The following is a 23,677-nucleotide window of genomic DNA, read 5'->3' as shown; positions in this document are numbered from 1 at the left end:
GTCATTGTTGACAATGACAGTCGAAACAGCATCACCACCCATAGCGCAAAGACCCGGAATCTTTCTTCAGAAGATTCCGGGTCTTTGCCGTTTTCACTTATTTTCCGTCTGTTTTTTTACCGCCTCTGCGATTTTGCGGTACTCCGGCACGTCCACGCCGTACTGCTCTGCCAGACGCACAACCTGATAAATCAGACCATCCACCTCGGACTGCTTGCCGGCTTCCATATCGCGCTGCATAGAGGTAGACGCAGTCGGTGCAAGTGCGTCCAGAATGCGCAGGTTGCGCTCGACCAGCTCCCCCGGCCTGTTCTCCAGTGGAATACCCATCTTGTCCGCCAGCGCAACGACCTCTTTCATCAGGCGTACAAAGCTGTCGCGCACCTCGCCCGGATGCTGCATTTCCGCAGCTTTCGCGTGATAATACTGTCCGCAGGCCGCATTCGGCGACACATACGCAAATTTGAGCAGCGTGTCGCGCTCGACATACGGAGAATAAACCGGGTCGATTCCGGCGTTTTTGAGGTCAGTCTCGACCTGCTGCAGCACCGGATGATCGGTCTTGTGGCTCGGCAGTCCGTACACGATACGGCAGATCGCACCGTGCTTCTGAATGACGCCCGGCGCAATCCTGTTGGCCGAAATGTAGATGCAGCCGTCCGTGACGAGCAGCTCAGGCAGCTCCGCCTGCAGGGCACGGCCCGTGCCGTAGATGTTGAGCACCGGAATAACTACCGCGTCCCTGCCTGCTGCCTTGCGGATGAACGGCACGGTATCCGCAAGAGAGTATCCCTTGACACACACGAAAATCACATCCGGCGCGGGAGCGCCCTGCTCCCTCGCGGCAAGAAAGCCGTCCATGTCGATTGCCTTGACTGGAATGCTCTCGCGCTCATTTTCTCCGGATACAAGCGTCAAGCCGTGCTCCTGCAGGACCGCAAGATGCTTTCCGCGTGCAATAAGCGTGGTATCCGCACCGGATTTGCTCAAATACGCGCCTACCGGTCCGCCAACGCCACCGGCACCGATAATCATATAACGCAGCTTCATCCTCTGTTCCTCCGATTGCTTTTTCTGCATTATAGCACAAAATCGGCAATGTATCCACAAGTCTGTGGATATCTCTGTGAAGCGCGTGATTCTCCGCTTCTGTCATTGCATCTGTTCCCTTTTCACGATATAATGATTTTATATATTCTCACCCGTCTAATTTGTTCGACAAAATTCGACAGCCTGCAAGGAGGTCATTGCACATGGCTGGCAACCCCAAAAAGAAAAGCACCGGCATCGTCAACGCCGCCATTGGCGCGCTGGCAGTCGTGCTGGCTATATTGATTGTCTGGATGATGAACCTCGTTTCCGGTATTCAGGGCACCGCGCGTATCATCAACTACGCCGGACTCGTGCGCGGCAAGACCCAGCGTATCGTCAAGCTGGAAATCTCCGGTCAGCCGCAGGACGGCATGATCGCAGATATTGACGCGTTTATCGACGGACTGCGCTTCGGCAGCGACGAGCTCAGCCTCGTGCGGCTGAACGATGACGCCTTCCAAAGCAAAATGCAGGAGCTGGATGACTATTTTCAAGCACTCAAGCAGGAGATCGGCCGCGTGCGCGCAGTCGGCTCAAATAACACGGACATCATTCCCATCAGCGAAACCTTTTTCGGCATCTGCGACGACGCGACCGGTCTGGCAGAGGCGTACTCACAGCGCAAGGCAACCTCGCTTTCCGCTCTGGAGAAGTACATCACAGCGGATATCGTTGTGCTCATGCTGCTGATCGGCTACCAGCTGTTTCAGGCGCTGCGCACGGCTGCGATGAACCGCGCTCTGCAGCATAAGGTCTATCTGGATGCCGCGACCGGTCTCCCCAACAAGAACAGGTGCGAGGAGCTGCTCGACGATCCGACGCCGCCTGCACCCGAAACCGGTGTGTGCAGCTTTGACCTGAATAATCTGCGCCGCATCAACAACAGCATGGGCCATGAGACCGGTGACGCATACATCCGACGGTTTGCGGTCGCGCTGCGTGCGGCCATGCCCGAGGAGCATTTTGTTGGCCGCACAGGCGGCGATGAGTTTCTCGCGGTAACGCACGGACTGGATGCCGATGCGCTGCAGAAATTGCTCTCCCATGTCCGTAAACAGCTCGCGGAGGAGTCCCAACACCACCCGGATATGCCGCTCAGCTATGCAGTCGGCTTTGCGCTTGCATCGGACAACCCGGACAGCAATATGCGCGATCTGTTTGACTTTGCGGACAAAAACATGTACATCAACAAAAACCACGTCAAGCGCGAGGAAGCCGCCGCCGAAAAGCGGCTGGATTTTCAGCTGTTGAAGCAGGTCAACCGCCTGCACCGCAGCTTTTCCGACTGCCTGTACTGCGATGCGCGTCTGGACACCTACCGCACTATCCGCGCGTGCGAAAACTTTTTTCTGGCATCGGACGGCAGCTACACCGGCGCCGTTGAGCAGATTGCCGAGGAACAGGCTGCTAAAAGCGAGCGCAGCCGCGTCCGTTCTGCGCTGCAGCTTGACGTGCTGCAGCGCGACCTGCACAGCGCAGAGGATACCCTCGAACTGCAGTACAACGCGGCCGAGGAAAGCCGCTACAGCCGTTTGACCGTTCTTCCGATTGACTGGGACAAAAACGGCAGGCTGCATCATTTCATCCTCGCATTCGAGACCATTCGGCTGAACGCCGACCAAGCCATCGACCCGAAGGAGCAGCTGACGCTGTACTACGAGCAGCTAAAGCAGTCTATCCTTGAGAACGACAGCTATGTGGACGCGCTGCTCGATATGGCAGGCACAATCTACACGGTAAACCTCACGCGCGACACCCTCGAGCGCAACATTTCACCTGCCGGCAAGAGCGATTCGGACCGGGCGCTGTTCCTCGACTACCCGCTTCCCTGCGCCTACCGCGACTACTGCGACGAGTACCGCAAGCGCGTCACACCGGCAACACTCGGCAGCTACCGCACGGCAGATACCAGTGCCCGTCTGCTCAAGCGCTTTGCCGCCGGTGAAAAACACATCACGGTGGAGTACTGCGTGCAGGAGGATGACGGCGCTATCCGCTGGGTACAGAAAACCGTGCTGATGACACAGACCACCGTGTTTGATCCGGAAATCAATGCCGAAACACCGATGGTCACGGCGATTATCCTGCTGCAGGATACCTCGCAGATGCACGCCCGCGACGAGCAGGAGAACGCCCGTCTGCAGGCCGCCTTCGATGAAATGCGCATTGCGAACCGCACCAAAACCGAATTTCTCTCGCGCATGAGTCACGATATCCGCACACCGCTCAACGGCATTATCGGTCTGCTGCAGGTGGACGAAACCCACTTTGATGACAAGGCGCTGCTGCTGGAAAATCACAAAAAAATGCAGATTTCCGCCAATCACCTGCTGTCGCTCATCAACGATGTGCTGCAGATGAGCAAGCTGGAGGAGGGCACGACAGTCCTCACGCATGAGCGCATCAGTCTGGTGGAGCTGACCCGCGATATCATTACCATTATCGTCGGCCGCGCCGAAGAAGCCGGCATTGAGTGGGAGTACGAAAAGGACAAATGCATCATTCCGTACCCGTATATTTACGGCAGTCCGCTGCATCTGCGGCAGATTTTCCTCAATATTTACAGCAACTGCATTAAATACAACCGTCCCGGCGGTAAAATCACCACCCGTACGGACTCGCTCGGTGAACAGGACGGCAAATGCATCTACCGCTGGACGATTTCGGATACGGGTATCGGCATGAGTCCGGACTTTGTTGACCATATTTTTGAACCGTTCACGCAGGAAAAGCAGGACGCGCGCAGCTATTATCACGGCACCGGTCTCGGCATGACCATCACCAAGGAGCTTGTCGACCGGATGGGCGGCTCGATTGCGGTCACGAGTCAGCTTGGCGTCGGCTCCACCTTCGTGATCACCCTGCCGTTTGAAATTGCACCGTCTCCCGAGCAGACACCGGACGCACATGCCGCGCCGGATATCAGCATTGCAGGCTGCAGGCTGCTGCTCGTCGAGGACAATGCCCTCAACGCCGAAATCGCACAGATCCTGCTGACCGACGAGGGAGCAACCGTAACCGTCGTCACGGACGGCAAACAGGCTGTGGAAATCGTGCAGAACAATCCGCCGGACACCTTCGACGCGGTTCTCATGGATATAATGATGCCTGTGATGAACGGCATTGACGCTGCGAAGACCATTCGCTCGCTCAACCGCCCGGACGCGAAAACGCTGCCCATCATCGCCATGACCGCAAATGCCTTTTACGAGGATGCACAGAAGTGCCTCGCCGCAGGCATGAATGCCCATCTGGCAAAGCCGCTGCAGATAAAGAAGGTCAAGCAGACGATTGCCGAATGGGTGAAAAATAACCGATCTGCAAAAAAGGACGCGTAAAGCGTCCTCAGTCTGTCGAAAAGTCATATAGTCAGCATTTTTCAGCATTTCGCGCGGCAGCGCGCATGAAATAGCATTTGCTCTGCAAATGCTCAAAAAAGGGGAGCATGTATCACCCTTTTTAAACTTCTGGAGGGAGAAAGTTTCTGTATAGGAACTTTCGGACGACTTTGGAACGGCCCACGGTCCGTTCCTGCTTGTCGGCGAAACTGTAGTTTCGCGACAGCCTCAAAGGACGCGTAAAGCGTCCTTTTTCATTCTACTTTCATTCTACGGCTAACGCATCCTCGCTGATTACCGCCCGAATCCCCCATGACGGCACCTTATCCGGATAGGCTTCGCCTTCGAGCATGACGAATGCCGCATCGTACTTCGGACGTTTTTTCGGGTAAATGCCGAGTCCGTCCGTGAAGTACAGCAGGCCGCGCAGATGGCGGAACGCGCCTTCGGCGTTTAAGCGGTCAACGTGCTCGAAAACCGGACGAAAATCGGTCGCAGACTGACCGATCAGTTCAAAATGCTCCATATATTCCGCGAGTTCCCGCGCATTTGTCACCTTTTTGTCCGAGCGCAGCTGATCGTCGCACTGCAGAATACGCAGGTTGAAATGCCGGAAAAAGCTGGTGTTCTCCTGCAAAAGCTCATAGGTGCGGCTGAGGAACGCGCGCACGAGTTCACCGGAGGTGGACATCGAGGTATCGATAGCGATGACGAAATCCTCGATTTTCCGCACCTCCCGCGTTTCTAACGGCTCGATAAGCGGCATATTTCCGAAATGACGCAACCCGTAGGCGTAGTAGCCGTAGTCGAACGAATCCGCATCCACCGAGACCTCCTCCCGCAGAGCGGCAAACCGGCGCAGGAACGCGCGGAAATCAGTCGTTTTGCGGGTGGAAACGGCAAGCTGCTCCCGCACAGCCTGACCGCCTTCCGCCTTGTTCGCGAAAACCGTCTCCATCGCGGTCTGCGTGCGCTCGGCCTGCTGCTGCCAGCGGCGCTCCTGCTGATCGTCGTCCTCCTTGTACCACAGCGTGTGCTCGTCTGTCGCAAACACGCGCGTGAGCGTGGCACAGTCGTACGAATTCAGCCGCGTGCGGCGAAAGTGGCGATAGACCGCCTCAGCCGTCAGGACCGGCAGCTCGTCCTGCAGTTCGCGGTAGATATTCTGCCGCCGAACTGACACCTTTTCCGCCTGCAGGCAGCGGTAATCCAGTGAATCCAGCATGCTTTCGACCGCAATATCGCACGAAAGATCCCACAAGTCGGCATCGCGTCCGCGTGTCTTGCCGGGATGGCGCAGCAGACAGTGGAACAGCGTGTGCAGATAGGCGCGGTTGACGTTCGCGCGGGAGCGCTCGTACTGCTGCGCCAGCCAGGCACCGCTGAAAAACAGCACGCGCGTGTCGGTAGCGAGCGTGGGTGTATCGTAACCGTCTGCCGCAGGCAGCGCCGCCAGCGCGGAATCGAGGAACGGCAGGTTCATGTACAGTTCGGTGCGGGCGGAAAACAGGATTTCGCGCCCGATAGAAGTCCAGCGGGAGGACTGCGACATAGAAAACATCACCTCACAGGTTCATCTTGCATCGTAGGGCGGGGTGCGCTACGGATTTATTGATAACTTCTATATATTTATATCATAATTCAAACGATTTGGCGCGTCCCTTGGACTGCGTTTTGCCGGCGGCTGACAGCAGAACGGACAGCGCTGCCGTCTGCTCTGCTTCGCGGGCAGACGTGCACGCGGCATCCACATCGGCGGCAGAGAGCACACCGAGCGACAGCAGGAAGGTCAAGGCAGCGGTCTCGCCTGCCTTGGCGCAGGACTGCGCCAGATTGCCGCCGTGTGTGCGTAAAACCGCGAGATATTCCGCTTTTGCGGCATCCGAGAGCACAAACGGTACGGCAAGCCGCCGCACGGCTACGCGTGCCGCGACCGAAAAATCGTGCCGCTCGAGCAGTTCGCTCAGGGCAGCATCATACTGCCGAAAATTCAGCACACCGCCGTCAAAGCACTGGCGGTAGCTGTATCCTGCACCGTGAATGCGCCGCTGAAAAATATGCGCCGGACTGAGATCCTCCAGTTCCTCGACGTACTCGGGGAACAGCAGCCGCGCGTGCTCATCAAACCGCACATCGAGTTCTCCGGCGTACTCGCCGAGCAGCCTGGGCAGGCAGGTCGGCGCGGGCGGTGCGGCGTGCAGGATGACTTCGCGCAGGCTCATGCAGTTCATCAGCGCACCACCGCCGAACTCGCTCACCGATCCGGTCAGTTCGATACGTTCGAGACTGCGGCAGTTGTAAAACGCGTAGCTTCCGACGCTTTTCGCGTCCTTTGGGAGCGTAACCGTGCGGATAGCCGCCGCATTGTGCTTCGGCTCCGTGCCGCCGCAGGTGATACGGACAGCGAACGTGTCCTTGCCTGTCAGATCGGGGGCCCGCTCGCTGAGTACATACGCGCCGACCTCGGTAACAGGCACACCGTCTATCTCATCCGGCAGACGCACAATATCGTCCTGCGTTTCGCACCGCAAAAGCGCAATGCCGCCGCTCGCACTCCGCGAACAGGTCAGCCGCAGTTCGTTTTCGCCCTCGATCACCCGCATTTGCACTCATGTCCTTTCTGCTTTTTCATTCTGCTACCCATTATAGCACAGTGTGCAGAAAAAGACGATACTGCGGCCTTCATTCTCATGATAATAATTTATATCAGAAATAATATATTGTTTTTCGCAAATTACGCTTGACAATCCTCTGTTTTGCGAATATACTGTGACCATACCAAGTAAACCAACACAAACCAATGACGAAGACGAGTAGCAGGGAGACCAAACCTCCAAGAGAGCCGCAGGCGGTGTGATTGCGGCAGGCAAGGACCGTGTGAATGGACTTCAGCAGGGCAAGGCGAACGGCTTCGGCCAAGTAACTGCGACGGGGACTCCGCCCGTTATCAGGGGAGCGCGCATTGTTTGATGTGTGAGCAGAGTGGACGCAGTTTGCGTCAATCTGGGTGGTACCGCAAGAGCGTATTCGCTCCTGTCCCAAGAGAAATCTGGGACAGGAGTTTTTTATTTTGTAAAACCGAGTTGAGAGTGGTGAATGAAGATATTCACCATCTCTCCACTCTATCTGAAATTTGCAAAGGAGCAATCACCATGGCTAAGATCCCCCACAGACTTTATTTGACCGAAGACCAGATGCCCAAGCAGTGGTACAACCTGCGGGCGGACATGAAGGAAAAGCCGGACCCGCTGATTCATCCGGGCACGCATCAGCCGCTGCCGGAAGAAGCGCTGTACCCCATCTTCTGCCAAAAGCTGGCGCACCAGGAGTTGGACAACGACACCCGCTACATTGATATTCCCGAGCCGGTGCTCGATATGTATAAGCTGTACCGTCCGTCTCCGCTGTGCCGCGCATATAATCTGGAGAAAGCGCTGGACACCCCGGCTAAGATTTACTACAAGTTTGAGGGTAACAACACCTCCGGCAGCCACAAGCTGAATTCCGCGATCGCGCAGGCGTACTATGCCAAGGAGCAGGGTCTCAAGGGTCTTACCACCGAAACCGGTGCCGGTCAGTGGGGTACTGCACTCTCCGAGGCATGCGCATATTTCGGACTGGATTTGAAGGTATTCATGGTTAAGGTTTCCTACGAGCAGAAGCCGTTCCGCAAGGCCATCATGCAAACCTTTGACGCAAATGTAACGCCGTCTCCGTCCAATACGACCGAGGCAGGCCGCGCTATTCTGGCACACGATCCGACCACCGGCGGCTCGCTCGGCTGTGCGATTTCTGAGGCCGTTGAAGTAGCTACTACGCACGAGGGCTACCGCTATGTACTCGGCTCCGTGCTCAATCAGGTGCTGCTGCACCAGTCCATCATCGGTCTGGAGAGCAAGCAGGCTATGGAGATGCTCGACGAGTATCCGGATATCGTAATCGGCTGTGCCGGCGGCGGCTCCAACCTCGGCGGCCTGATCTCCCCGTTCATGCAGGATAAACTGCTCGGCAAGGCCGACCCGCGCATCATTGCGGTTGAGCCTGCGTCCTGCCCGTCGCTTACCCGCGGCAAGTATGTTTACGATTTCTGCGATACCGGCCACGTTACGCCGCTGGCCCGCATGTACACGCTCGGCAACGGCTTCATGCCCGCGCCCAACCACGCAGGCGGCCTGCGTTACCACGGCATGAGCCCGATCCTCTCCAAGCTGTACCACGACGGTTATATGGAGGCGGTTTCCGTCAAGCAGACCGACGTATTCGACGCGGCAGTTCAGTTCGCCAAGGTGGAGACCATTCTTCCGGCGCCGGAGTCCAGCCACGCCATCCGCGCCGCAATCGACGAAGCGCTCAAGTGCAAGGAGACCGGCGAAGCTAAGACCATCCTGTTCGGTCTGACCGGTACCGGCTACTTTGATATGGCAGCATACGAGGCGTATCACAACGGCACCATGCGCAACCACATCCCCACCGATGAAGAGCTGCAGATCGGCTTCGATACCATTCCGCCGCAGGAATAAAACGCCATATAAGGTATATGGCAGACCTCCAATTTCTCTGCTGTATATAGCCGCCTGTTCCCCCACAGGCGGCTTTGTTTTGCCGAAAACAGGTTTCCGAAAAAACTTTCAAAAAATCTGAAAATAATTGTTGACATTAGGTCGCACCCGTGATATTATAATAAGGCAGTCAGCGAGAGCGACAAAGCGAAACGCCGACAGCGAAAGAAAATAGATCTTGTATGCGCCAGTAGCTCAGCTGGATAGAGTGTTTGGCTACGAACCAAAAGGTCGGGGGTTCGAATCCCTTCTGGCGTACCAGATCAACCGGTTATTTCGTAAGAAATGACCGGTTTTTCTTATTTTCTGATACATTTAAGGCAACGCCGCAATACCATGACCGGTATGGCAGATGATTTTGAACACTGTAATTTATCCAAATGAATCGTTTCTTCTTTACAAACCTAAAAAAGAGATGGCTGAAGCATTTTTTGCTTCCATCATCTCTTTTTCTTTATGTAACTTCTCGTATATCGTGTTGTGCTTGACACCTGCACGTTCTTTGACACCAATCACATCTTCGGCGTACTCACCGAAGATTTTGCGGTTGTCGATCTCGTAACCCTGTCGAATTTTTCTATATTCTTCAAATGTACCTTGGCTACGGATCCACATTTCAATGCCTGTACCAAATATCTCAGCAGAAACATCCCATCCTCCATCCGAAGACGTTTTGACCTCAGTCGTTCCCCTTTTCGGAGCTGTCGCCGGTCTCTGGTCTGCACCAGATCAGGAAGTAAGGGAACGGCAGAAGTTCAAAAAGGAAAGAAAAATAAAAGGACGTACCATGAAAGTACGCCCCTTCCCTTATTCTGCTTCCTGCAGATAATATCCGATGCCTCGCTCGGAGATCAGCTCGGCCTTCGAGCCGACCGCACGCAGCTTGCGGCGCACAAGTGTCAAATAAACCTCGATGTTATTGTAGGTCGCGTCCCTGCCTGCTCCCCAGACCTTCTGGTGCAGCATTTCACGCGGCAGCACCTGTCCCGGTTCCCGCAGGAACATCTCTACAAGCTGCAGCTCCTTGCCGGACAGACGGACTTCGCCGTCATTGCTCGACAGCACACAACGGCCGCGGTCGAGCGTCAGATCGCCGGCGGTCAGGATTTCACTCTGCATCATTCTTGGCCGACGTGCCAGTGCATTGACATGCGCCAGAATCTCATCGCTCTGGCACGGACGCATGAGTACATTGTCCGCACCCGCATTCAGAATACGGATACGCGCCCGCGCGGTCGTGTGACCTGCCATGACGAGCAACGGTGTCATATCACCGCTTTCGCGCAGGGAGTGCACCGCGTCGATGGTCTTCTCATCCAGCTTAGTGGCATTGTACACGATTACATCATATATATTCTCCGAAATATCAAGCGTGTCGCTCTCCGGCTGCTGATCATACAGAATATGTTCATGCTTGAAAGTGGCGAACAGGCGCTCGTCCTGCTCTGCATTGATTAACAAAATACGCATGAGAACATCTCCTCCTATCGGTGTAACCATTGTGCCGAACTTGTGTGGATTTTTTGTGTATAGCTTATGGATAAATTGTTAAATTGATTCTTTTTCATCAAGCCGCCGTCAAGCGATGCGGCAACCGATTTTCAACATTCACGGAATATAAAAAAGGGAGAAAACAGCGTTTTCTCCCTTTTTTACAATTTACAGAACGATAAGCTGCTTGGGTGCATCGGTCAGATCAATGCAGCCGTCCTCGATGACGTACAGCATATCCTCAATACGCACGCCGAACCTGCCCGGCAAATAAATGCCCGGCTCTGCGGTGACGATACTGCCTGCCGGCAGCGGCGCTTCTCCGCGCGGAGAGGCAACCGGAGCCTCGTGGATCTCCAGTCCTACACCATGACCAAAGCCGTGGCCGAAGGCATCACCGTAGCCTGCCGCCTCGATAATCTTACGGCCTGCCGCATCGACGTCCCGCCCGGTCACACCGGCCTTGCAGGCGGCAATGCCGGCAAGCTGTGCGTTCAGCACCGTGTCGTACACGGTCTGCATCTCGTCGGTGACATGACCGACCGCGACCGTGCGCGTCATATCCGAGCAGTAGCCGTCGTAAATGCAGCCGAAGTCCATCGTCACGAAATCGCCCGCTTGGATGGTCTTTTCACCCGGTACACCATGCGGCTTGGAGCTGTTTGCACCCGAAACGACGATCGGATCAAACGACATGTTCTCCGCGCCATAGTGCAGCATGAGGTAGGTCAGCCGTGCCGCGATCTCCTTCTCGGTCACGCCGATCTTGATGTCGTTCAGCACCTCCTCAAGCGCCTGCTCAGCGATGCGCTGTGCCGCGACGATCTTCTCAACCTCGTCCTCTTCCTTGCACATGCGCAGCTGCTCCACACCGTCCTCGAGACGGACAGCTGTCGCGTGCAGTGCCGTGCCCCACGACATGAACTCCGCATAGGTAAGCGTTTTGTCCTCGAGAGCGACCTTTTTTGCGCCGTCCTCGTCGAGCAGCTCATTGATGAGCGCAGAATAACTCTGCCCCGCCTTGATCTCGCGCACCTCAAAATCCTTGATGGCCGCGTGTGCCGCTTCAACATAACGGAAATCCGTGAAGAATACCGCCTGCTTAGCTGACAGATACACTGCGCCCGCCGTCGAGTGAAAGCCCGTGGCGTAGCGGCGGCTGATCTCGCTGGTCAGCACCAGCGCGTCATACGGCTGCTCAAGCAGCATGGCACGCAGTTCGTTTCTTTTCATGGTAATCGCCTCTTAAATATTAGCCGATGATGGATTTTACCGCATCCACGGCGAGCAGATAACTGTGCTTGCCGAAGCCTGCAATGACGCCTGCGCACACCGGTCCGATGACCGACTTGTGGCGGAATTCCTCGCGCGCGTGCACGTTGGACATATGTACCTCCACGCAGGGCAGGCGCACAGCCGCAATCGCATCGCGGATGGCGTAGCTGTAGTGCGTGTACGCACCGGCGTTCATGATGATCGCATCGCAGTCCTCACGAGCCGCGTGAATGCGGTCGATCAGCGCACCCTCGGAGTTGGACTGGAATACCGCGCATTCCATCCCCAGACGTTCGCACTTCTGTACAACCTCCGCATTGATGGATGCCAGCGTGTTCGAACCATAAATGCCCGGTTCGCGCTGACCGGTTAGGTTCAGGTTAGGACCGTGGATCAATAATACCTTCTTCATACGTTTATACCCCTTTGCATAGTTCTACAAAGCGTCTCCGTAGGGCAAATGTCCTACTTTTTACTTTTCTGCCTGAGCCATAAAGCACTGCTTCATGGCGAGTGCGTCCTCCGCCTGCGTTCCGGCGGATTCGCAGATAAACGTCGGTGCGTAGCCGCGTGCGGCGGTTTCCTCCGCGACCGGCGTGAAATCCGGACCGTATACCGTATCCGCGAACGTCAAATGGCGCACCTCGCCCTTATCGTTATACTCGATATGAGAGAAGTGGGCGTGCAGCTTGGCGGTACGCTCATGACCGATGGTATTTTCCATCAGGTCGAACAGCGCTTTCACTTCCTCACGGGTGTTCATGTGCCCGCCCGTGCGGCAGTTGAGATGACCGAAGTCGATGCACGGCAGCAGGCGGTCATCGGCAGCCACCAGCTCGCAGACCTCCTCGGCGGTGCCGAGCACGCTCTTTTTGCCCATGGTTTCCAGACAGACCGTGCAGCCGGTCAGGTGGGCCTCCTCCAGCGCACGCAGAATATTTTTTACGTTTTCGTGCGAGTTGCGCATAGCGCGGTCACGGGTCAGCTTGCCCTGACCGCCGCAGTGCACGACCATGCGCGTTGCGCCAAGCGGCACGGCCAGCCGCGCGGTCTCCAGCACATAGCCGACGTTTTTCTCCATGCGCTCGCTCTCCTCGGACGAGAGATTGATGAAATACGGCGCATGAATGCTCATCTGAATGCCGTGCTGCTCGGCTGCCGCACCAATTTTGAGGGCGGTCTCCTCGCCGCAGCGCACGCCGCGTCCGCACTGATACTCAAACGCGGTCAGTCCCATCTGTTCGAGCCATGCAGGCGCATCCTCGCTTTTCTTGAAGCCTGCGGCGGCAAACGACTCCGAGTTGCCCGCAGGACCGAATTTCGGCTCAGCCATGATGTGCTCTCGCCTCCATTCTGCGCCGTCCGCGCGCGATAAAACCGCGCTCAAGCTGATAGCGCACATTGATCCAGAAGAACCGGCGGTCGAGTGTTTCGACATAGCAGGTCAGCGCGCCCGCGCGGTTGCCGCCGAACACGTCGGTGAAAATCTGGTCGCCGATGACGGCAATCTCGCGCATGGACAGGCCAAGCCGGTTTGCCGCCTTGCGGAAGCCGCGCGAAAACGGCTTTCCGGCATGGCTGATATAGCCCACACCAAGCGGCTCGCAGAACTTTCCTACCCGCTCGGGATGGTTGTTGGAGAACACCAGTACGGCAATACCGGCGTTTTTCAGCCGGTCAACGAAGGTGTGCAGCGTATCGGGCGGCAGAGCGGCCTTGTGGGATGCCATTGTGCCGTCCAGATCGACCAGCACGCCGCGTACGCCGTGGGCAGTCAGCACCTCCGGCGTAATATCGTAAATCGAATCAAATACATAATCGGGAATCAGTTTGCTCATTCATACACTCCTGTTAATACCCGTATTCTAATTTAGCGTAATGCTACATATAGTGTAATGGAATTTATTCAAAAAGTCCAGAAAAGAAGCTGTTGCAAAACTACAGTTTTGCCGACAGAAGGAACGGACCGCGGGCCGTTCCAACGTATTTCTATCATCAAGGAGTTGACGATTATGGTCTACACAAAAAACCTTATTCTGGTATGTACCGGACGCGACACAACGAAAGCCGCTTTGCTCGGCATGCCGGTTTTGCAGCTTTGTCTTGGCATTTCGCAGTCCGGGGCGCTGCAGCGGCTCAAGGTGTCCGCGGTGCAGCGGCACTGCCTGCTCGGCGTGACCGACCCGCCGCAGGCTATCAACTTCTGCAGCGCCGAGCGCATTGCTGCCGATCTGGTTTTCGAGGCGCGGCGCACGGAAGCGCCCGGCGTATTCGCGGATTTTGAGCACGACACGCCGCTGAACCGCCGCCTGCTGGCCGCATTCGACGAAGCACTGTACGATGCGGATATTCCACTGTATGTGCCGCTCGAGTGCGGACGCACGCTGTCGCACGCGATACTCACGGTCTCCACCGCGATTTCGGGCGGCAGTCTGACCGAGTACATTTCCTCCCTGCAGGGCATTTACAGCGCTGCGCGGATTGCCGCGTTTCTGCAGCCGGTTTCGCAGGATTTCACCCTGCCATCACCCACGCCGAACGGCATTTCACTCAGTGCCGCAGCAAGAGCCGCGCTGCTCGCGCAGACCGGCGCACAGCCGTTCTTTTCGCGCGAGCTGTGCGCGAAATACTTCACCTACATGAATGCAGACGGACAGGCACACTTTGTCCTGTACGACGATGATTCCACGCTGGCAGCCAAGCTGGCACAGCTGGCGGGCTGCGGCGTGCAGAACGTGTTCGCGCTGTTTCCGGATGCGGCAGGGCTGCTGAAGCCGCAGACTTAATCCGTCGTGATATGCGCGGTCGCGGCGCGTGTCAGCTTGATGAGATCCGCCGGTGCACATTCGATCTGGAAGCCGATCTTGCCCGCAGAGACCATCACAGTCGGGACATTGTTCACGCTCTCGTCAAACACGGTCGGGAACGCCTTCTTCATGCCCACCGGCGAGCAGCCGCCGCGTACATAGCCGGTAAGGCCCAACAGCTCCTTGACATGCACCATCTCGACCGACTTTTCGCCTGCCGCCTTGGCTGCTTTTTTCAGGTCAAGCTCCTTTGCGACCGGAATAACGAATACATGAAAGCCGCCCGATTTGCCTCGTGCAACCAGCGTCTTGAAGACCTGATCGGGGTTCTGACCGAGCAGTTCCGCAACCGAAACACCGTCTACGGCGTCCTTGCCGTGCGGGTATTCGTGCGGCTTATAGGCGATCTTGTGCTGCTCGAGCACACGCATTACATTTGTTTTATCCGAAGCCATATTGTTCGCTCCTATCTGCAATTTATACAAATATTATAGACTTCACTTGTGCGATATGCAAGGGAATATCGGAATTGAAAATTGAGAATGAAGAATGGAAAATTATCGCGGCGGTTGAATCAATACGTCGTTTGTAAATTCATTTGCACACGCATACCCGCAGGGGCGAACCGTGTTCGCCCAAGTCATCGTTAAATGGGTGCGGGAGCACACTGTGCTCCCCTACGGGGTAGACTGTACAGACATTGGACAACTGCGGTACCCATTTTGCCCGCCATTCATTCTCCATCCTCCATTATCCATTCTCAATTCAAAAAGGGAACCGAAATCGGTTCCCTTTTTGCTTACTGCTGCGGATTTTTCTTATGGAAGTTAAACTTCGGCAGCTTGATTTTCTTAAACAGGCCGGAAAGGCGGGCAGCGACGCTGTCGGTCAGCGAATAGTAAACCGGAGTGATGAACAGCGTTGCAATGGTGGAGATAACCATACCGGTCATCATAACAACACCCATCGGCTTCATCATCTCGGAGCCTTCGCCGCTCGAGCATACCATCGGCACAAGGCCGAGGATAGTGGTCATAGCGGTCATCAGCACCGGACGGACACGGCGCGGACATGCGTTCAGGATAGCCGTATTCTTATCCTCACCGCGCTGACGGCGCTGCAGGGTATAGTCGATCAGCACGATGGACGAGTTGACGACTGTACCGGCCAGAATGATAACACCGAGCAGTGCGACCATGGAAACATGATTTCCGGTCGGCCACAGCAGGATCATCGAGCCGAGCAGACCGATCGGCAGGATCAGCATGATTGCAATCGGCAGCGAGAACGAGTTGAACTGCGTTGCCAGAATGAAATATACCAGCAGGATTGCCACCGCAAGGGCCAGCATCAGCGTACCGGTGGTCTCCGCGATCTGCGAAGCAGCGGTATCGCCTTCGCCGACCTCTACGCCGTCCGGCAGCTCGTACTTGGCAACAATGTCGTCAACGGCTGCCTTAATGGCATTGCTGTCACCGGATTCGCTTTCACCGGTGATGGTAACGGTCTCCTTCTGGTTCTTGCGCACGATGGACTGCGGGCTGAGCTCGGTGTAGACATCCGCCACCATGGACAGCGGTACGGTGCCGCCGGTCATGGTCGGAATCTGCATGGAGCGCAGTGCGTCCAGACTGGTTGCTACATCCTCGTCGCCGGCAACGGTAACGTCGTATTCCTCACCGTTCATGCGGAGCGTGGTTGCGGTCGAGCCGGTCAGCTCTCCACGAACCAGACCGCCAATGGTGGCCGCATTCAGACCGAAGCGAGACGCATTCTCGCGGTTGATCTTAACAGCAACACGCGGGGTCTGCTCACCTGCCGAGGACTCAACATTGATGGCATCCGACAGGGCGCTGATCTGGTTTGCCAGATCGTCTGCCGTCTCAGCCAGCTGGTCGTAGTCATCGCCGGTCAGCTCAACGCTGATGTCCGAATCCGTGGACATCGACATGGTGCTGCTGGTCGAAACCGTCAGTTCACAGCCTGCAATATCCTGCAGGTCACGGCGCAGCTGCTTGGCGATATCCGCTGACGAGCGGTCACGCTGATCGAGATCTACCAGCGAAATGGTAACGCTTGCGCCCGAGGACGAGGACATGATCGAGGTCGAAGAACCGGTCGAGTAGTAGATCTGCTCCAGCTCCGGGATGGTATCAACTGCGATGGCCGCAATGCGGTCCTCGATGGCGGCAGTGTCCTCCATAGTCGAACCGTTCGGCATGGAAACCGTAACACTCACCTGACCCTCATCCATCTCCGGGATGAGCTCCATGCCCGCCTGGCTGACGCTGAGCACGCTGACAATACAGATGACAACGGTCAGCGCGATGCCTGCCCAGCGGTGGGTGATCAGGAAATTCAGCGAACTGCGGTATGCACGCGACAGCGGCTTTTCGGTGATCGGCGTTGCGCCCGATCCCTGCGGCTTGATGCTCTGCTGCTTGGTGCCGCCGAGCAGGAAATAGCACAGCAGCGGCACGAGCGTGATGGAAATGATCAGCGAGCTGAGCAGCAGCGCTACGATGGTGATACAGAATTCCTTGAACATCATGCCGGCCATGCCGCCGGAAAGTGCGATCGGCAGGAATACGGCGACCGTGGTCAGCGTGGAGGCGATAACTGCACCGATGACCTCGCCGGTGCCCTTGGTGCAGGCCTCCAGACGGTCGTAGCCGTCCGCTCGATAGGTGAATATGTTCTCCAGAACAACGATGGAGTTATCCACGATCATACCTACGCCGAGCGTGATACCGCCGAGCGACATCATGTTCAGCGTAATGCCCAGCACGTTCATAATCAGGAACGTAAACAGGATACAGCACGGCATTGCGATGGTAACAGCCATGGTCGCGCCGAAGTCGCGCAGGAAAAGGAACAGCACGATCGCGGCGAACAGCACGCCCATCCAGATGTTCTGAATAGCGTTATCAACCGTCATGTTGATATAGTCGGACTGATCCATAACGATATTCCACTGCAGGGAATCGTTGCTCTTAAGCAGGGAGTCAAACTCGGCCTTGGCCAGCTCGGCAATCTGCGCCGTATTGGAGCCGGACTGCTTGTTGACCGACAGGATGATACATTCCTCACCGTCAACCTTGGAGATGGCGTCCTGATCCTTGGGCTGCATGGAAACATCCGCGATCTGACTCAGACGGACCGTGCCGCCTGCCGGAAGCGAGATCAGAGCGTTCTTAACATCATCAATGGACGAATACTCACCGTCCGTACGGACAGCCAGCGTCTGCGAACCGTTATCCAGATCGCCGCCCGGAATGGCGATGTTGTCCGCGCCGAGCTGCTGACCGATGGACGAAATGGTCAGGTTGTAGCCCTTCAGGCGGGAGGCGTCCGTGTGGACTGCGATCTCCTGCTCGTAGCCGCCCGAAATATCAACAGACGCTACGCCGTCCAGACGCTCGAGCGCCGGCTGAATCTCGTCCTCGGCGATGGACTGCAGAGAAGCCAGATCGTTGCCGCGCAGCGCCACCGAAACGACCGGCATGGAGTCAATATCAATCGACATAACGGTCGGGTCGGATGCGTCATCCGGCAGCTGGCTCTTTACCTGTGCAACCTTATCGCGCAGGTCGGTCATTGCCTGATCCATATCGGTATCATTCGTAAACCGGATGACCAGCATAGCCATATTCTCGGACGAGGTGGACTGGAGCGTATCCAGACCGGACAGACCCGCTACCGCACCCTCGAGTTTTTTGGTTACCTGCTGCTCGATATCCTCCGGACCGGCACCCGGGTAAGTAGCGTAAACAACCGCTGCCGGAACCTCCATGGACGGCATGAGCGCCAGCGGCAGGTTCTGGAAGCTGTAAAAACCAAACACAACGACCAGTATGTACAGCAGGATGGTCATTACATGGTGTTTGATAAAGGTTTGTGCGAATTTCATGCGCGCTTAGCCCTCCCCGCCGTCTGCGGCGTCCGAGGTGACGACATGCACGGCTGCACCGTCCGACAGATAGGACTGACCCTTGGTAACAACCCGGTCACCTGCCTTGAGGCCGGAAACGATCTCGGTCGAATCCTTGGTAACCAGTCCGGTGGTGACGGTAACGCGGGTTGCGGCAGTGCCGTCCGCATTTACGGTGAACACATACTGCTCGTTGTTGTTGCCGGTCAGGATGGACTCGGTCGGCACAGAAATCGTGCTTGCGCGGCGGTCGGTATAGAAGGTGACGGTAGCAAACGCGCCGATCGGTGGCTTGGTGCCGGACGGCAGAGAAACCGAAACGTCATACAGATTGGTCTGTGCATTGGCAGCCGCCGGCAGCGTGCTGACCGTACCGTTCATCGGCTCCTTGGAGACAGCGGAAACCGTGACGCTTGCGGTATCGCCGACCTTGATGCCGGTGAATACGTCCTCAGCAACAGAAACCTGCACCTCAACCGCACCGTTCTCGGCAATAACCACGCTCGGCTGCGCCGAGGATGCCATGCCGCCGCGGTCTACGTTTACAGCCGTAACCGTACCCGAGCACGGAGCAGTTACCGTGCCAAGGCTTGCCTGCTTATTGATCTGATCCATGGACGCCTGAATCTGCGCCAGAGACGCGGACTGCTGCGCCTCAGCCTGCGCGACACCGGCCTGCGCCTGCGTCAGCGCCTGCTTTGCCTTGGTCAGATCCTGCTCGGCAGCCGCACCCGCTTCGAGCAGCGCCTCGGTGTTGCTGACGGCAAGCTCCGCCTGCTCCACACCGATCTTCGCGGATTCGATCGCACGGTCGGTCGCGGTCTTGGTAGCGCTGTAGGATTGCTGCAGCGAGCTCATCGTCGAAGTAACCGTCGAGGTATCCACCGTAAACAGGGTCTGACCCTTGGATACGGTGTCGCCTTCGCTGACGTTCAGCGTCTGCACCTGACCTGCCAGCAGTGGGAACACCTGCACCTCATTGACGGCGGCAATCTTGCCGTTCAGCGTATACTCCGAGCTCATCGCGCCCGAGGTAACATCGGTTACCTCAACCGCAGTGCTGTTTGAGCTTTCCTCCTCGGTTTCCTCTTCCTTGCCGCAGCCTGCACACAGTACCATCGCACCGGCCAGCAGCGCCGCAAGGATTCGTTTGCTATTGCTCATCGGGGTCCTCCAATTCATTATACATATCTGCTATATTCGCAAAAACGGTCAGCTTATCAAGTTGTTGCCGTAATTACACCGCGTTTTGCCCACTGATAGGTGTTGTAGGCGGTCAGCAGATCGATACGCGCTGCAACCTCGGTCTCCTGTGCGGTGGTGAAGGTATCAAGCGCATCTGTGTACGCCATCTTGGAGATCATGCCGCGCGTGTACTGCACCTGGCTTACCGTAAACGTCTTTTTCGCCTGTGCGAGATCGGCATCCGCCGCAGCAAGTGCGGTCTGCTTCTCCTGCAGGTCGGTATACAGCTTGCGGAAAGAAGCGGTCGTGCTCTCCTTCTGTGCATCGCGGTCGATCTTGGCTGCCTGATAAGCATACAGCGTGTTGGTCTTATTGTTCTCGTAATCATCGGATGCGGTCTGCATTGCGTACTCCTTGGAGTAGATCGCGTAGCTGTTCTTGAGCGCCTCGGCAAGATCCTTGTTATAATCAATGGAGGTGACCTGCTCGGCGGTTACGACCGGAAGATCGCTCGTTTCGATCTGTGTACCGGTGGTATAGCCGCACTGGATAGCGAGCGTGTTGGTCAGCGCCTCTACCTGCGTGGTCAGCGAAGCCTTGCCGGCAACGGCGCTCTCTCGCTGTGCCTGCAGGCTCTTGAGCGTGTTTACACCGGTCATGCCCAGCTTTACCTGCTTCTGCACAGTCGCAATGTTGCGGTCAAGCTGCTGAATGCTGCGGTTGGTCTGGTTGAGCGTATACTTCATGCCGCGCAGAGAAATGTACGTGTTTTCCGCACTCAGGCAGATCTCATCGGCTGCATTCTGCATCTGACGGCGGGTGTGATCAACCGTTTTCTCCTGATCCTCCTCGGCGTCGTCCTCGTCGTCGTCGAGGTTCTTGTACGATGCTTCGGCGGCTGCCAGATTGCGCTGCAGGATGGAAATCTGGCTCTCAAGCGTCTTGCGCAGACCGGCGTTCGCCTCGTCGGTTCCCAGTTCCTTCAGCGTTTTCTGCAGTTCCTTGATCTGCTTCTGGTAGGACGAAATCTGCTCAGAAAGCTGGAAATAGCTTTCGATGTACCGATCGCCTACATCGGTCTTTTCCGCGCTGAGCACGGTGTTGTTGTTCGCCTTGATGGTGACGTTGTTCCGGCGGACGGTCTCCTCCAGCTTGTCAAACGTCAGCTTGACCGGCGCCGTCGGCTGGGTCTGGGTGGTGCCGGTGGTGTTCGTCGCGGTCTTGGTATCGGCAGCAAACGCCGGTACGACCATGCCGCACAGCAGAGCGGCGGAAAGACCGGCTGCAATGGTTCGTTTCATTATAATATATACTCCTCTCTTATGCGGCTGCGGTGGTGATAAGTACGCCTTCCTTGGCCCATTCGTACTGGTTATATGCGGTATACAGCGACAGATACGCGCTTTCCACATTCAGCTTTGCGGTCGTTACGGCATCCTGCGCCTGCTGATACGCCAGCTTGGAAATGATGCCCTTCCTGTACTTCACGGTCGCGGTTTTCAGGTCAAGCTCCGCCTGCGACTGCGCGGTTCGCTTGGCTGCCAGAGTCGTCCGGCAGTCCTTGACGGTCTTGTAGGTGCTGTCGAAGGCAGCCACTACCGACTCCCTGGCCGCCGCCAGTGCGTCCTCAGCGGACTTGACCGCCTCGGCGGTACCGCTGATGTTCTTGTCGTACGAATTGTATGCGCTGCGCACAGCGTCCTGCTTCTGCCAGATGAGAAAGCTGTTCTTCTGTGCCAGCTCCAAATCCTTATTATAGGACATCTTATCCAGATTGCCCTCGTACAGCGTTTCAAAGTCGGCCGGCATCACGATGGTGTTCGCGTCCAGACCGCACATGAGCGCAACGCTCGAACCGAGGTTTTCGCGGGTGGTCTCCAGCGTGTCGATGGACTGCGCCAGCTTGTCGCGCTGATTCTGCACCGTGTCAAGCTGCAGCTGCCCAATCATGCCGAGTTTTCTCTGCGTTTTCAGCACAGCCAGATTTCGGTCCAGCTGCGTGAGCGTCACCTGCAGGTTTTCCTTGGTGTAGCCCAGATTTTTAATGGTAATCAGCATGGTCTGTGCACCGAGCGCCAGCTGACCGGAGACGTTCTTCGCCTGCTTGCGCAGCGTGTACGCCGCGTCATCCAGCTGGGACAGCATGGCCATTGCCTGCTGCATGCCGCTGACGGCGTTCTGGTTCAGGCTGGTCTGGTAATCCTCTAATACCTTTAACTGTGCCGCATAGGTCTTATAAAGATCACTGGTCTTATCCAGTCCATCCATGGCCTTTTTCATATTCTCAATCAGCGCAGCGTAGATTTCCATCTCGCTCTCGCCGGTCGCACCGGACGCCGAACCCGACATATACGAACTGCTGTCCAGCGAAGCTGCCGTTTTGTTCAGCATTTTCACCGTGTTATTGTCGCTCTCTACGGTGCGCTTGACGCCCAGCAAACCCATTTTCTTGACGGTATAAGCCGCCGGTTTGCTCTGCGTGGTGCTCATCCCGGTCTGCGATGCCGCCGGTTGCCCGGTGCTTACCGCGCCTGCAGGCCATACAAATCCGGCGCACAACACCAGAGACAGCAGTGTGCGCTTCCAGTTTGCTTTCATATAGGCTCCTTTCTCACAACAATTCCCGTGTGATAATGCTAGTGTGAATGTATTCGATGCTCTGCCGCGGCGACTCTCCGGTACGCAGTGTATGCGCCAGCACTTCGATTGCGCGCGTCGTCTGCGCCGAAAAATCCTGATCGACGATGAAATCCAGCCGTCCGTCCTCCAAATACTGGCGCGCATGCGGCGTCAGGTCATGACAGACAACATGAATCCGCCGATTGGGCTTTGCGCGCTCGAGCGCGTCCATACAGCCGCGCACGGACTCATTTGCCATATAAATACCGCGCAGACGCGGGTTCTGCCGCACCTGCTGCAGTACGCCGTCGTAGGTCAGCTCATACTGCTCGACGCTCTCGATGACGTTGACGTTTACATTATCGTCAAAAATCTCGTGCAGACGGTCAAGGAAGCCGCGCACACGCAGTCCGTGCGCCGTGAATTCACGGTTGCCGGTAACGACGAGCACATCCTGTCCCTCAACGTACGGTGCAAGCAGTCCGGCTGCAATCCGACCGGATTTGACCATGTTCTGTCCGATATGATACAGGCGGCGGCTCTGCCGCACATCCGAGTCGCAGGTAACGACCGGAATGCCGATTGCGACCAGCCGGTCGATCTCCTCACTCATCGCTACCGTGTCCGGCGCGGTGACAATGAGACCGTCAATGCCGCGCTCCTCCATGCGTCCGATGGCCTCGAAATACGCACGGTGCGAGCGGTTTTTCAGCTCCTCCACCAGCACATTTATATCATTTAATCCGCGGTTGTGTACAGCCACGCGAATGCCCTCGCGCATCCGGCGGATGAAAAACGCATCCCAGCTCGGCAGAATCACGCCGATGCGGAACGCGCCGTGTCCCGCACGGGCGGCCTGCCGCTGCGACGGCGTTTTGTAGCCGTATTCGCTGATTATTTTCTGCACGCGCTCCCGCACCTCCGGCGCTACATTCGGTCGGCCGTTTACAACTCGGTCCACTGTTCCACGCGATACGCCGCACTGCTCTGCGATCCACTGTGCAGTTACCTTCATAAGATATTCTCCTTTTCAGGCATCCATGTATCCTCTTTTATCCCTAAAAGACACATTTTTGCCACAATACGTTCATATTTTATCATAGTGCAGTAAAGCGCACAAGCGTTTCACCGCATTTTAGACACCAACGTGCAATGTGTTGCATTTTCCTGTGCATTTTCTATTTTAGCACAATGCACGGATATTTTGCACGATTTTTTTGCGCTCCGCTTTGCTATTTTTCACCAAACAGAAGCCCCAAAATTGGGCGGTGCGCTGAAAAATACGCTGCACCCTTGAAGCACACCCGCAAGTGGTTTATAATAGAATCACCTTATATAAAAGGAGAGAATTCCAATGGGCATTTTGAAAATTGGCGTTGT

At 56.4% G+C, this 23,677-nt stretch carries 18 protein-coding genes and 1 tRNA gene; 4 read left to right on the top strand and 15 right to left on the bottom strand.

What is annotated here, in order from left to right; all coding sequences use genetic code 11:
- Window positions 1-93: 93 nt before the first annotated feature.
- On the bottom strand, window positions 94-1,050 hold the full coding sequence (locus DW806_RS12390) for a ketopantoate reductase family protein (RefSeq protein ID WP_118730140.1): 957 nt from the start codon (window positions 1,048-1,050) through the stop codon (window positions 94-96).
- A gap of 203 nt (window positions 1,051-1,253) precedes the next feature.
- Between DW806_RS12390 and DW806_RS12385 the strand changes: the two genes are divergently transcribed.
- Complete coding sequence (locus DW806_RS12385) at window positions 1,254-4,430, top strand: ATP-binding protein (protein ID WP_118730139.1); 3,177 nt, start codon at window positions 1,254-1,256, stop codon at window positions 4,428-4,430.
- Window positions 4,431-4,695: 265 nt separating this feature from the next.
- Here DW806_RS12385 and DW806_RS12380 read toward each other — a convergent pair whose 3' ends face one another.
- Together DW806_RS12380 and DW806_RS12375 are read right to left on the bottom strand one after the other, a co-directional pair.
- Window positions 4,696-5,982 (bottom strand): vWA domain-containing protein, encoded by a 1,287-nt coding sequence (locus tag DW806_RS12380; RefSeq protein ID WP_118730138.1) that lies wholly within the window; start codon window positions 5,980-5,982, stop codon window positions 4,696-4,698.
- Window positions 5,983-6,064: 82 nt separating this feature from the next.
- Window positions 6,065-7,033: a leucine-rich repeat protein gene (locus DW806_RS12375; protein WP_118730137.1), complete on the bottom strand. Its 969-nt coding sequence runs from the start codon at window positions 7,031-7,033 to the stop codon at window positions 6,065-6,067.
- 549 nt (window positions 7,034-7,582) lie between these two features.
- Here DW806_RS12375 and DW806_RS12370 point away from each other — a divergent pair.
- Together DW806_RS12370 and DW806_RS12365 are read left to right on the top strand one after the other, a co-directional pair.
- The gene (locus tag DW806_RS12370; RefSeq protein WP_116705229.1) at window positions 7,583-8,950 is read left to right on the top strand and encodes a TrpB-like pyridoxal phosphate-dependent enzyme; all 1,368 of its coding nucleotides are present in this window, start codon (window positions 7,583-7,585) and stop codon (window positions 8,948-8,950) included.
- A 223-nt stretch (window positions 8,951-9,173) separates the two neighbouring features.
- Window positions 9,174-9,250: transfer RNA gene (locus DW806_RS12365), tRNA-Arg, on the top strand.
- A gap of 135 nt (window positions 9,251-9,385) precedes the next feature.
- Here the strand turns inward: DW806_RS12365 and DW806_RS12360 are convergent.
- The 6 genes from DW806_RS12360 to DW806_RS12335 all read right to left on the bottom strand — a co-directional run bounded on the left by DW806_RS12360 (window position 9,386) and on the right by DW806_RS12335 (window position 13,593).
- Window positions 9,386-9,604 (bottom strand): hypothetical protein, encoded by a 219-nt coding sequence (locus DW806_RS12360; RefSeq protein WP_118730136.1) that lies wholly within the window; start codon window positions 9,602-9,604, stop codon window positions 9,386-9,388.
- 192 nt (window positions 9,605-9,796) lie between these two features.
- Entirely contained in the window at window positions 9,797-10,459 is a 663-nt protein-coding gene (locus DW806_RS12355; RefSeq protein WP_158578371.1) for a response regulator transcription factor, read from the bottom strand.
- Between the two features lie 189 nt (window positions 10,460-10,648).
- On the bottom strand, window positions 10,649-11,713 hold the full coding sequence (locus DW806_RS12350) for an aminopeptidase P family protein (RefSeq protein ID WP_118730134.1): 1,065 nt from the start codon (window positions 11,711-11,713) through the stop codon (window positions 10,649-10,651).
- Between the two features lie 19 nt (window positions 11,714-11,732).
- Entirely contained in the window at window positions 11,733-12,167 is a 435-nt protein-coding gene (gene aroQ, locus DW806_RS12345; protein WP_110435870.1) for a type II 3-dehydroquinate dehydratase, read from the bottom strand.
- 60 nt (window positions 12,168-12,227) lie between these two features.
- Window positions 12,228-13,088 (bottom strand): TIM barrel protein, encoded by an 861-nt coding sequence (locus tag DW806_RS12340; RefSeq protein ID WP_118730133.1) that lies wholly within the window; start codon window positions 13,086-13,088, stop codon window positions 12,228-12,230.
- A complete protein-coding gene (locus DW806_RS12335; RefSeq protein ID WP_118564686.1) occupies window positions 13,081-13,593 on the bottom strand; it encodes a YqeG family HAD IIIA-type phosphatase in 513 nt (170 codons plus the stop codon). Before DW806_RS12335 ends, DW806_RS12340 begins: the two co-directional genes overlap by 8 nt.
- Before the next feature lie 174 nt (window positions 13,594-13,767).
- Here DW806_RS12335 and DW806_RS12330 point away from each other — a divergent pair, with 174 nt between their 5' ends.
- A complete protein-coding gene (locus tag DW806_RS12330; protein ID WP_118730132.1) occupies window positions 13,768-14,541 on the top strand; it encodes a hypothetical protein in 774 nt (257 codons plus the stop codon).
- Here DW806_RS12330 and ybaK read toward each other — a convergent pair.
- The 6 genes from ybaK to DW806_RS12300 all read right to left on the bottom strand — a co-directional run bounded on the left by ybaK (window position 14,538) and on the right by DW806_RS12300 (window position 23,312).
- Complete coding sequence (gene ybaK, locus DW806_RS12325) at window positions 14,538-15,017, bottom strand: Cys-tRNA(Pro) deacylase (RefSeq protein WP_110435866.1); 480 nt, start codon at window positions 15,015-15,017, stop codon at window positions 14,538-14,540. The two genes, DW806_RS12330 and ybaK, sit on opposite strands and share 4 nt — an antisense overlap.
- A 344-nt stretch (window positions 15,018-15,361) precedes the next feature.
- A complete protein-coding gene (locus DW806_RS12320; RefSeq protein WP_118730131.1) occupies window positions 15,362-18,472 on the bottom strand; it encodes an efflux RND transporter permease subunit in 3,111 nt (1,036 codons plus the stop codon).
- A gap of 6 nt (window positions 18,473-18,478) precedes the next feature.
- Window positions 18,479-19,657, bottom strand: a complete 1,179-nt coding sequence (locus DW806_RS12315; protein ID WP_158578370.1) for an efflux RND transporter periplasmic adaptor subunit — start codon at window positions 19,655-19,657, stop codon at window positions 18,479-18,481.
- Window positions 19,658-19,713: 56 nt separating this feature from the next.
- Window positions 19,714-20,979, bottom strand: coding sequence for a TolC family protein (locus DW806_RS12310; protein WP_158578369.1), 1,266 nt, complete (start codon window positions 20,977-20,979; stop codon window positions 19,714-19,716).
- A gap of 19 nt (window positions 20,980-20,998) precedes the next feature.
- Window positions 20,999-22,276, bottom strand: coding sequence for a TolC family protein (locus DW806_RS12305; protein WP_158578368.1), 1,278 nt, complete (start codon window positions 22,274-22,276; stop codon window positions 20,999-21,001).
- 13 nt (window positions 22,277-22,289) lie between these two features.
- Window positions 22,290-23,312, bottom strand: coding sequence for a LacI family DNA-binding transcriptional regulator (locus DW806_RS12300; RefSeq protein ID WP_118730127.1), 1,023 nt, complete (start codon window positions 23,310-23,312; stop codon window positions 22,290-22,292).
- Window positions 23,313-23,677 lie beyond the last annotated feature (365 nt).

This window comes from Butyricicoccus sp. AM32-19 (assembly GCF_003480365.1).
GTDB classification, from domain to species: Bacteria; Bacillota; Clostridia; order Oscillospirales; family Butyricicoccaceae; genus Agathobaculum; species Agathobaculum butyriciproducens.
The sequence above is the reverse complement of the archived record's forward strand: the minus strand, read 5'-3'. Positions and strand labels throughout refer to the sequence as shown.

What these genes read in the sequence shown, in the direction of transcription:
- DW806_RS12355 (WP_158578371.1), bottom strand. Translation starts at nt 10,459, where the DNA reads ATGCGTATTTTGTTAATCAATGCAGAGCAGGACGAGCGCCTGTTCGCC.
- DW806_RS12375 (WP_118730137.1), bottom strand. Translation starts at nt 7,033, where the DNA reads ATGCGGGTGATCGAGGGCGAAAACGAACTGCGGCTGACCTGTTCGCGG.
- DW806_RS12330 (WP_118730132.1), top strand. Translation starts at nt 13,768, where the DNA reads ATGGTCTACACAAAAAACCTTATTCTGGTATGTACCGGACGCGACACA.
- ybaK (WP_110435866.1), bottom strand. Translation starts at nt 15,017, where the DNA reads ATGGCTTCGGATAAAACAAATGTAATGCGTGTGCTCGAGCAGCACAAG.
- DW806_RS12320 (WP_118730131.1), bottom strand. Translation starts at nt 18,472, where the DNA reads ATGAAATTCGCACAAACCTTTATCAAACACCATGTAATGACCATCCTG.
- DW806_RS12385 (WP_118730139.1), top strand. Translation starts at nt 1,254, where the DNA reads ATGGCTGGCAACCCCAAAAAGAAAAGCACCGGCATCGTCAACGCCGCC.
- DW806_RS12305 (WP_158578368.1), bottom strand. Translation starts at nt 22,276, where the DNA reads ATGAAAGCAAACTGGAAGCGCACACTGCTGTCTCTGGTGTTGTGCGCC.
- DW806_RS12300 (WP_118730127.1), bottom strand. Translation starts at nt 23,312, where the DNA reads ATGAAGGTAACTGCACAGTGGATCGCAGAGCAGTGCGGCGTATCGCGT.
- DW806_RS12315 (WP_158578370.1), bottom strand. Translation starts at nt 19,657, where the DNA reads ATGAGCAATAGCAAACGAATCCTTGCGGCGCTGCTGGCCGGTGCGATG.
- DW806_RS12340 (WP_118730133.1), bottom strand. Translation starts at nt 13,088, where the DNA reads ATGGCTGAGCCGAAATTCGGTCCTGCGGGCAACTCGGAGTCGTTTGCC.
- DW806_RS12380 (WP_118730138.1), bottom strand. Translation starts at nt 5,982, where the DNA reads ATGTCGCAGTCCTCCCGCTGGACTTCTATCGGGCGCGAAATCCTGTTT.
- aroQ (WP_110435870.1), bottom strand. Translation starts at nt 12,167, where the DNA reads ATGAAGAAGGTATTATTGATCCACGGTCCTAACCTGAACCTAACCGGT.
- DW806_RS12370 (WP_116705229.1), top strand. Translation starts at nt 7,583, where the DNA reads ATGGCTAAGATCCCCCACAGACTTTATTTGACCGAAGACCAGATGCCC.
- DW806_RS12360 (WP_118730136.1), bottom strand. Translation starts at nt 9,604, where the DNA reads ATGTGGATCCGTAGCCAAGGTACATTTGAAGAATATAGAAAAATTCGA.
- DW806_RS12335 (WP_118564686.1), bottom strand. Translation starts at nt 13,593, where the DNA reads ATGAGCAAACTGATTCCCGATTATGTATTTGATTCGATTTACGATATT.
- DW806_RS12310 (WP_158578369.1), bottom strand. Translation starts at nt 20,979, where the DNA reads ATGAAACGAACCATTGCAGCCGGTCTTTCCGCCGCTCTGCTGTGCGGC.
- DW806_RS12390 (WP_118730140.1), bottom strand. Translation starts at nt 1,050, where the DNA reads ATGAAGCTGCGTTATATGATTATCGGTGCCGGTGGCGTTGGCGGACCG.
- DW806_RS12350 (WP_118730134.1), bottom strand. Translation starts at nt 11,713, where the DNA reads ATGAAAAGAAACGAACTGCGTGCCATGCTGCTTGAGCAGCCGTATGAC.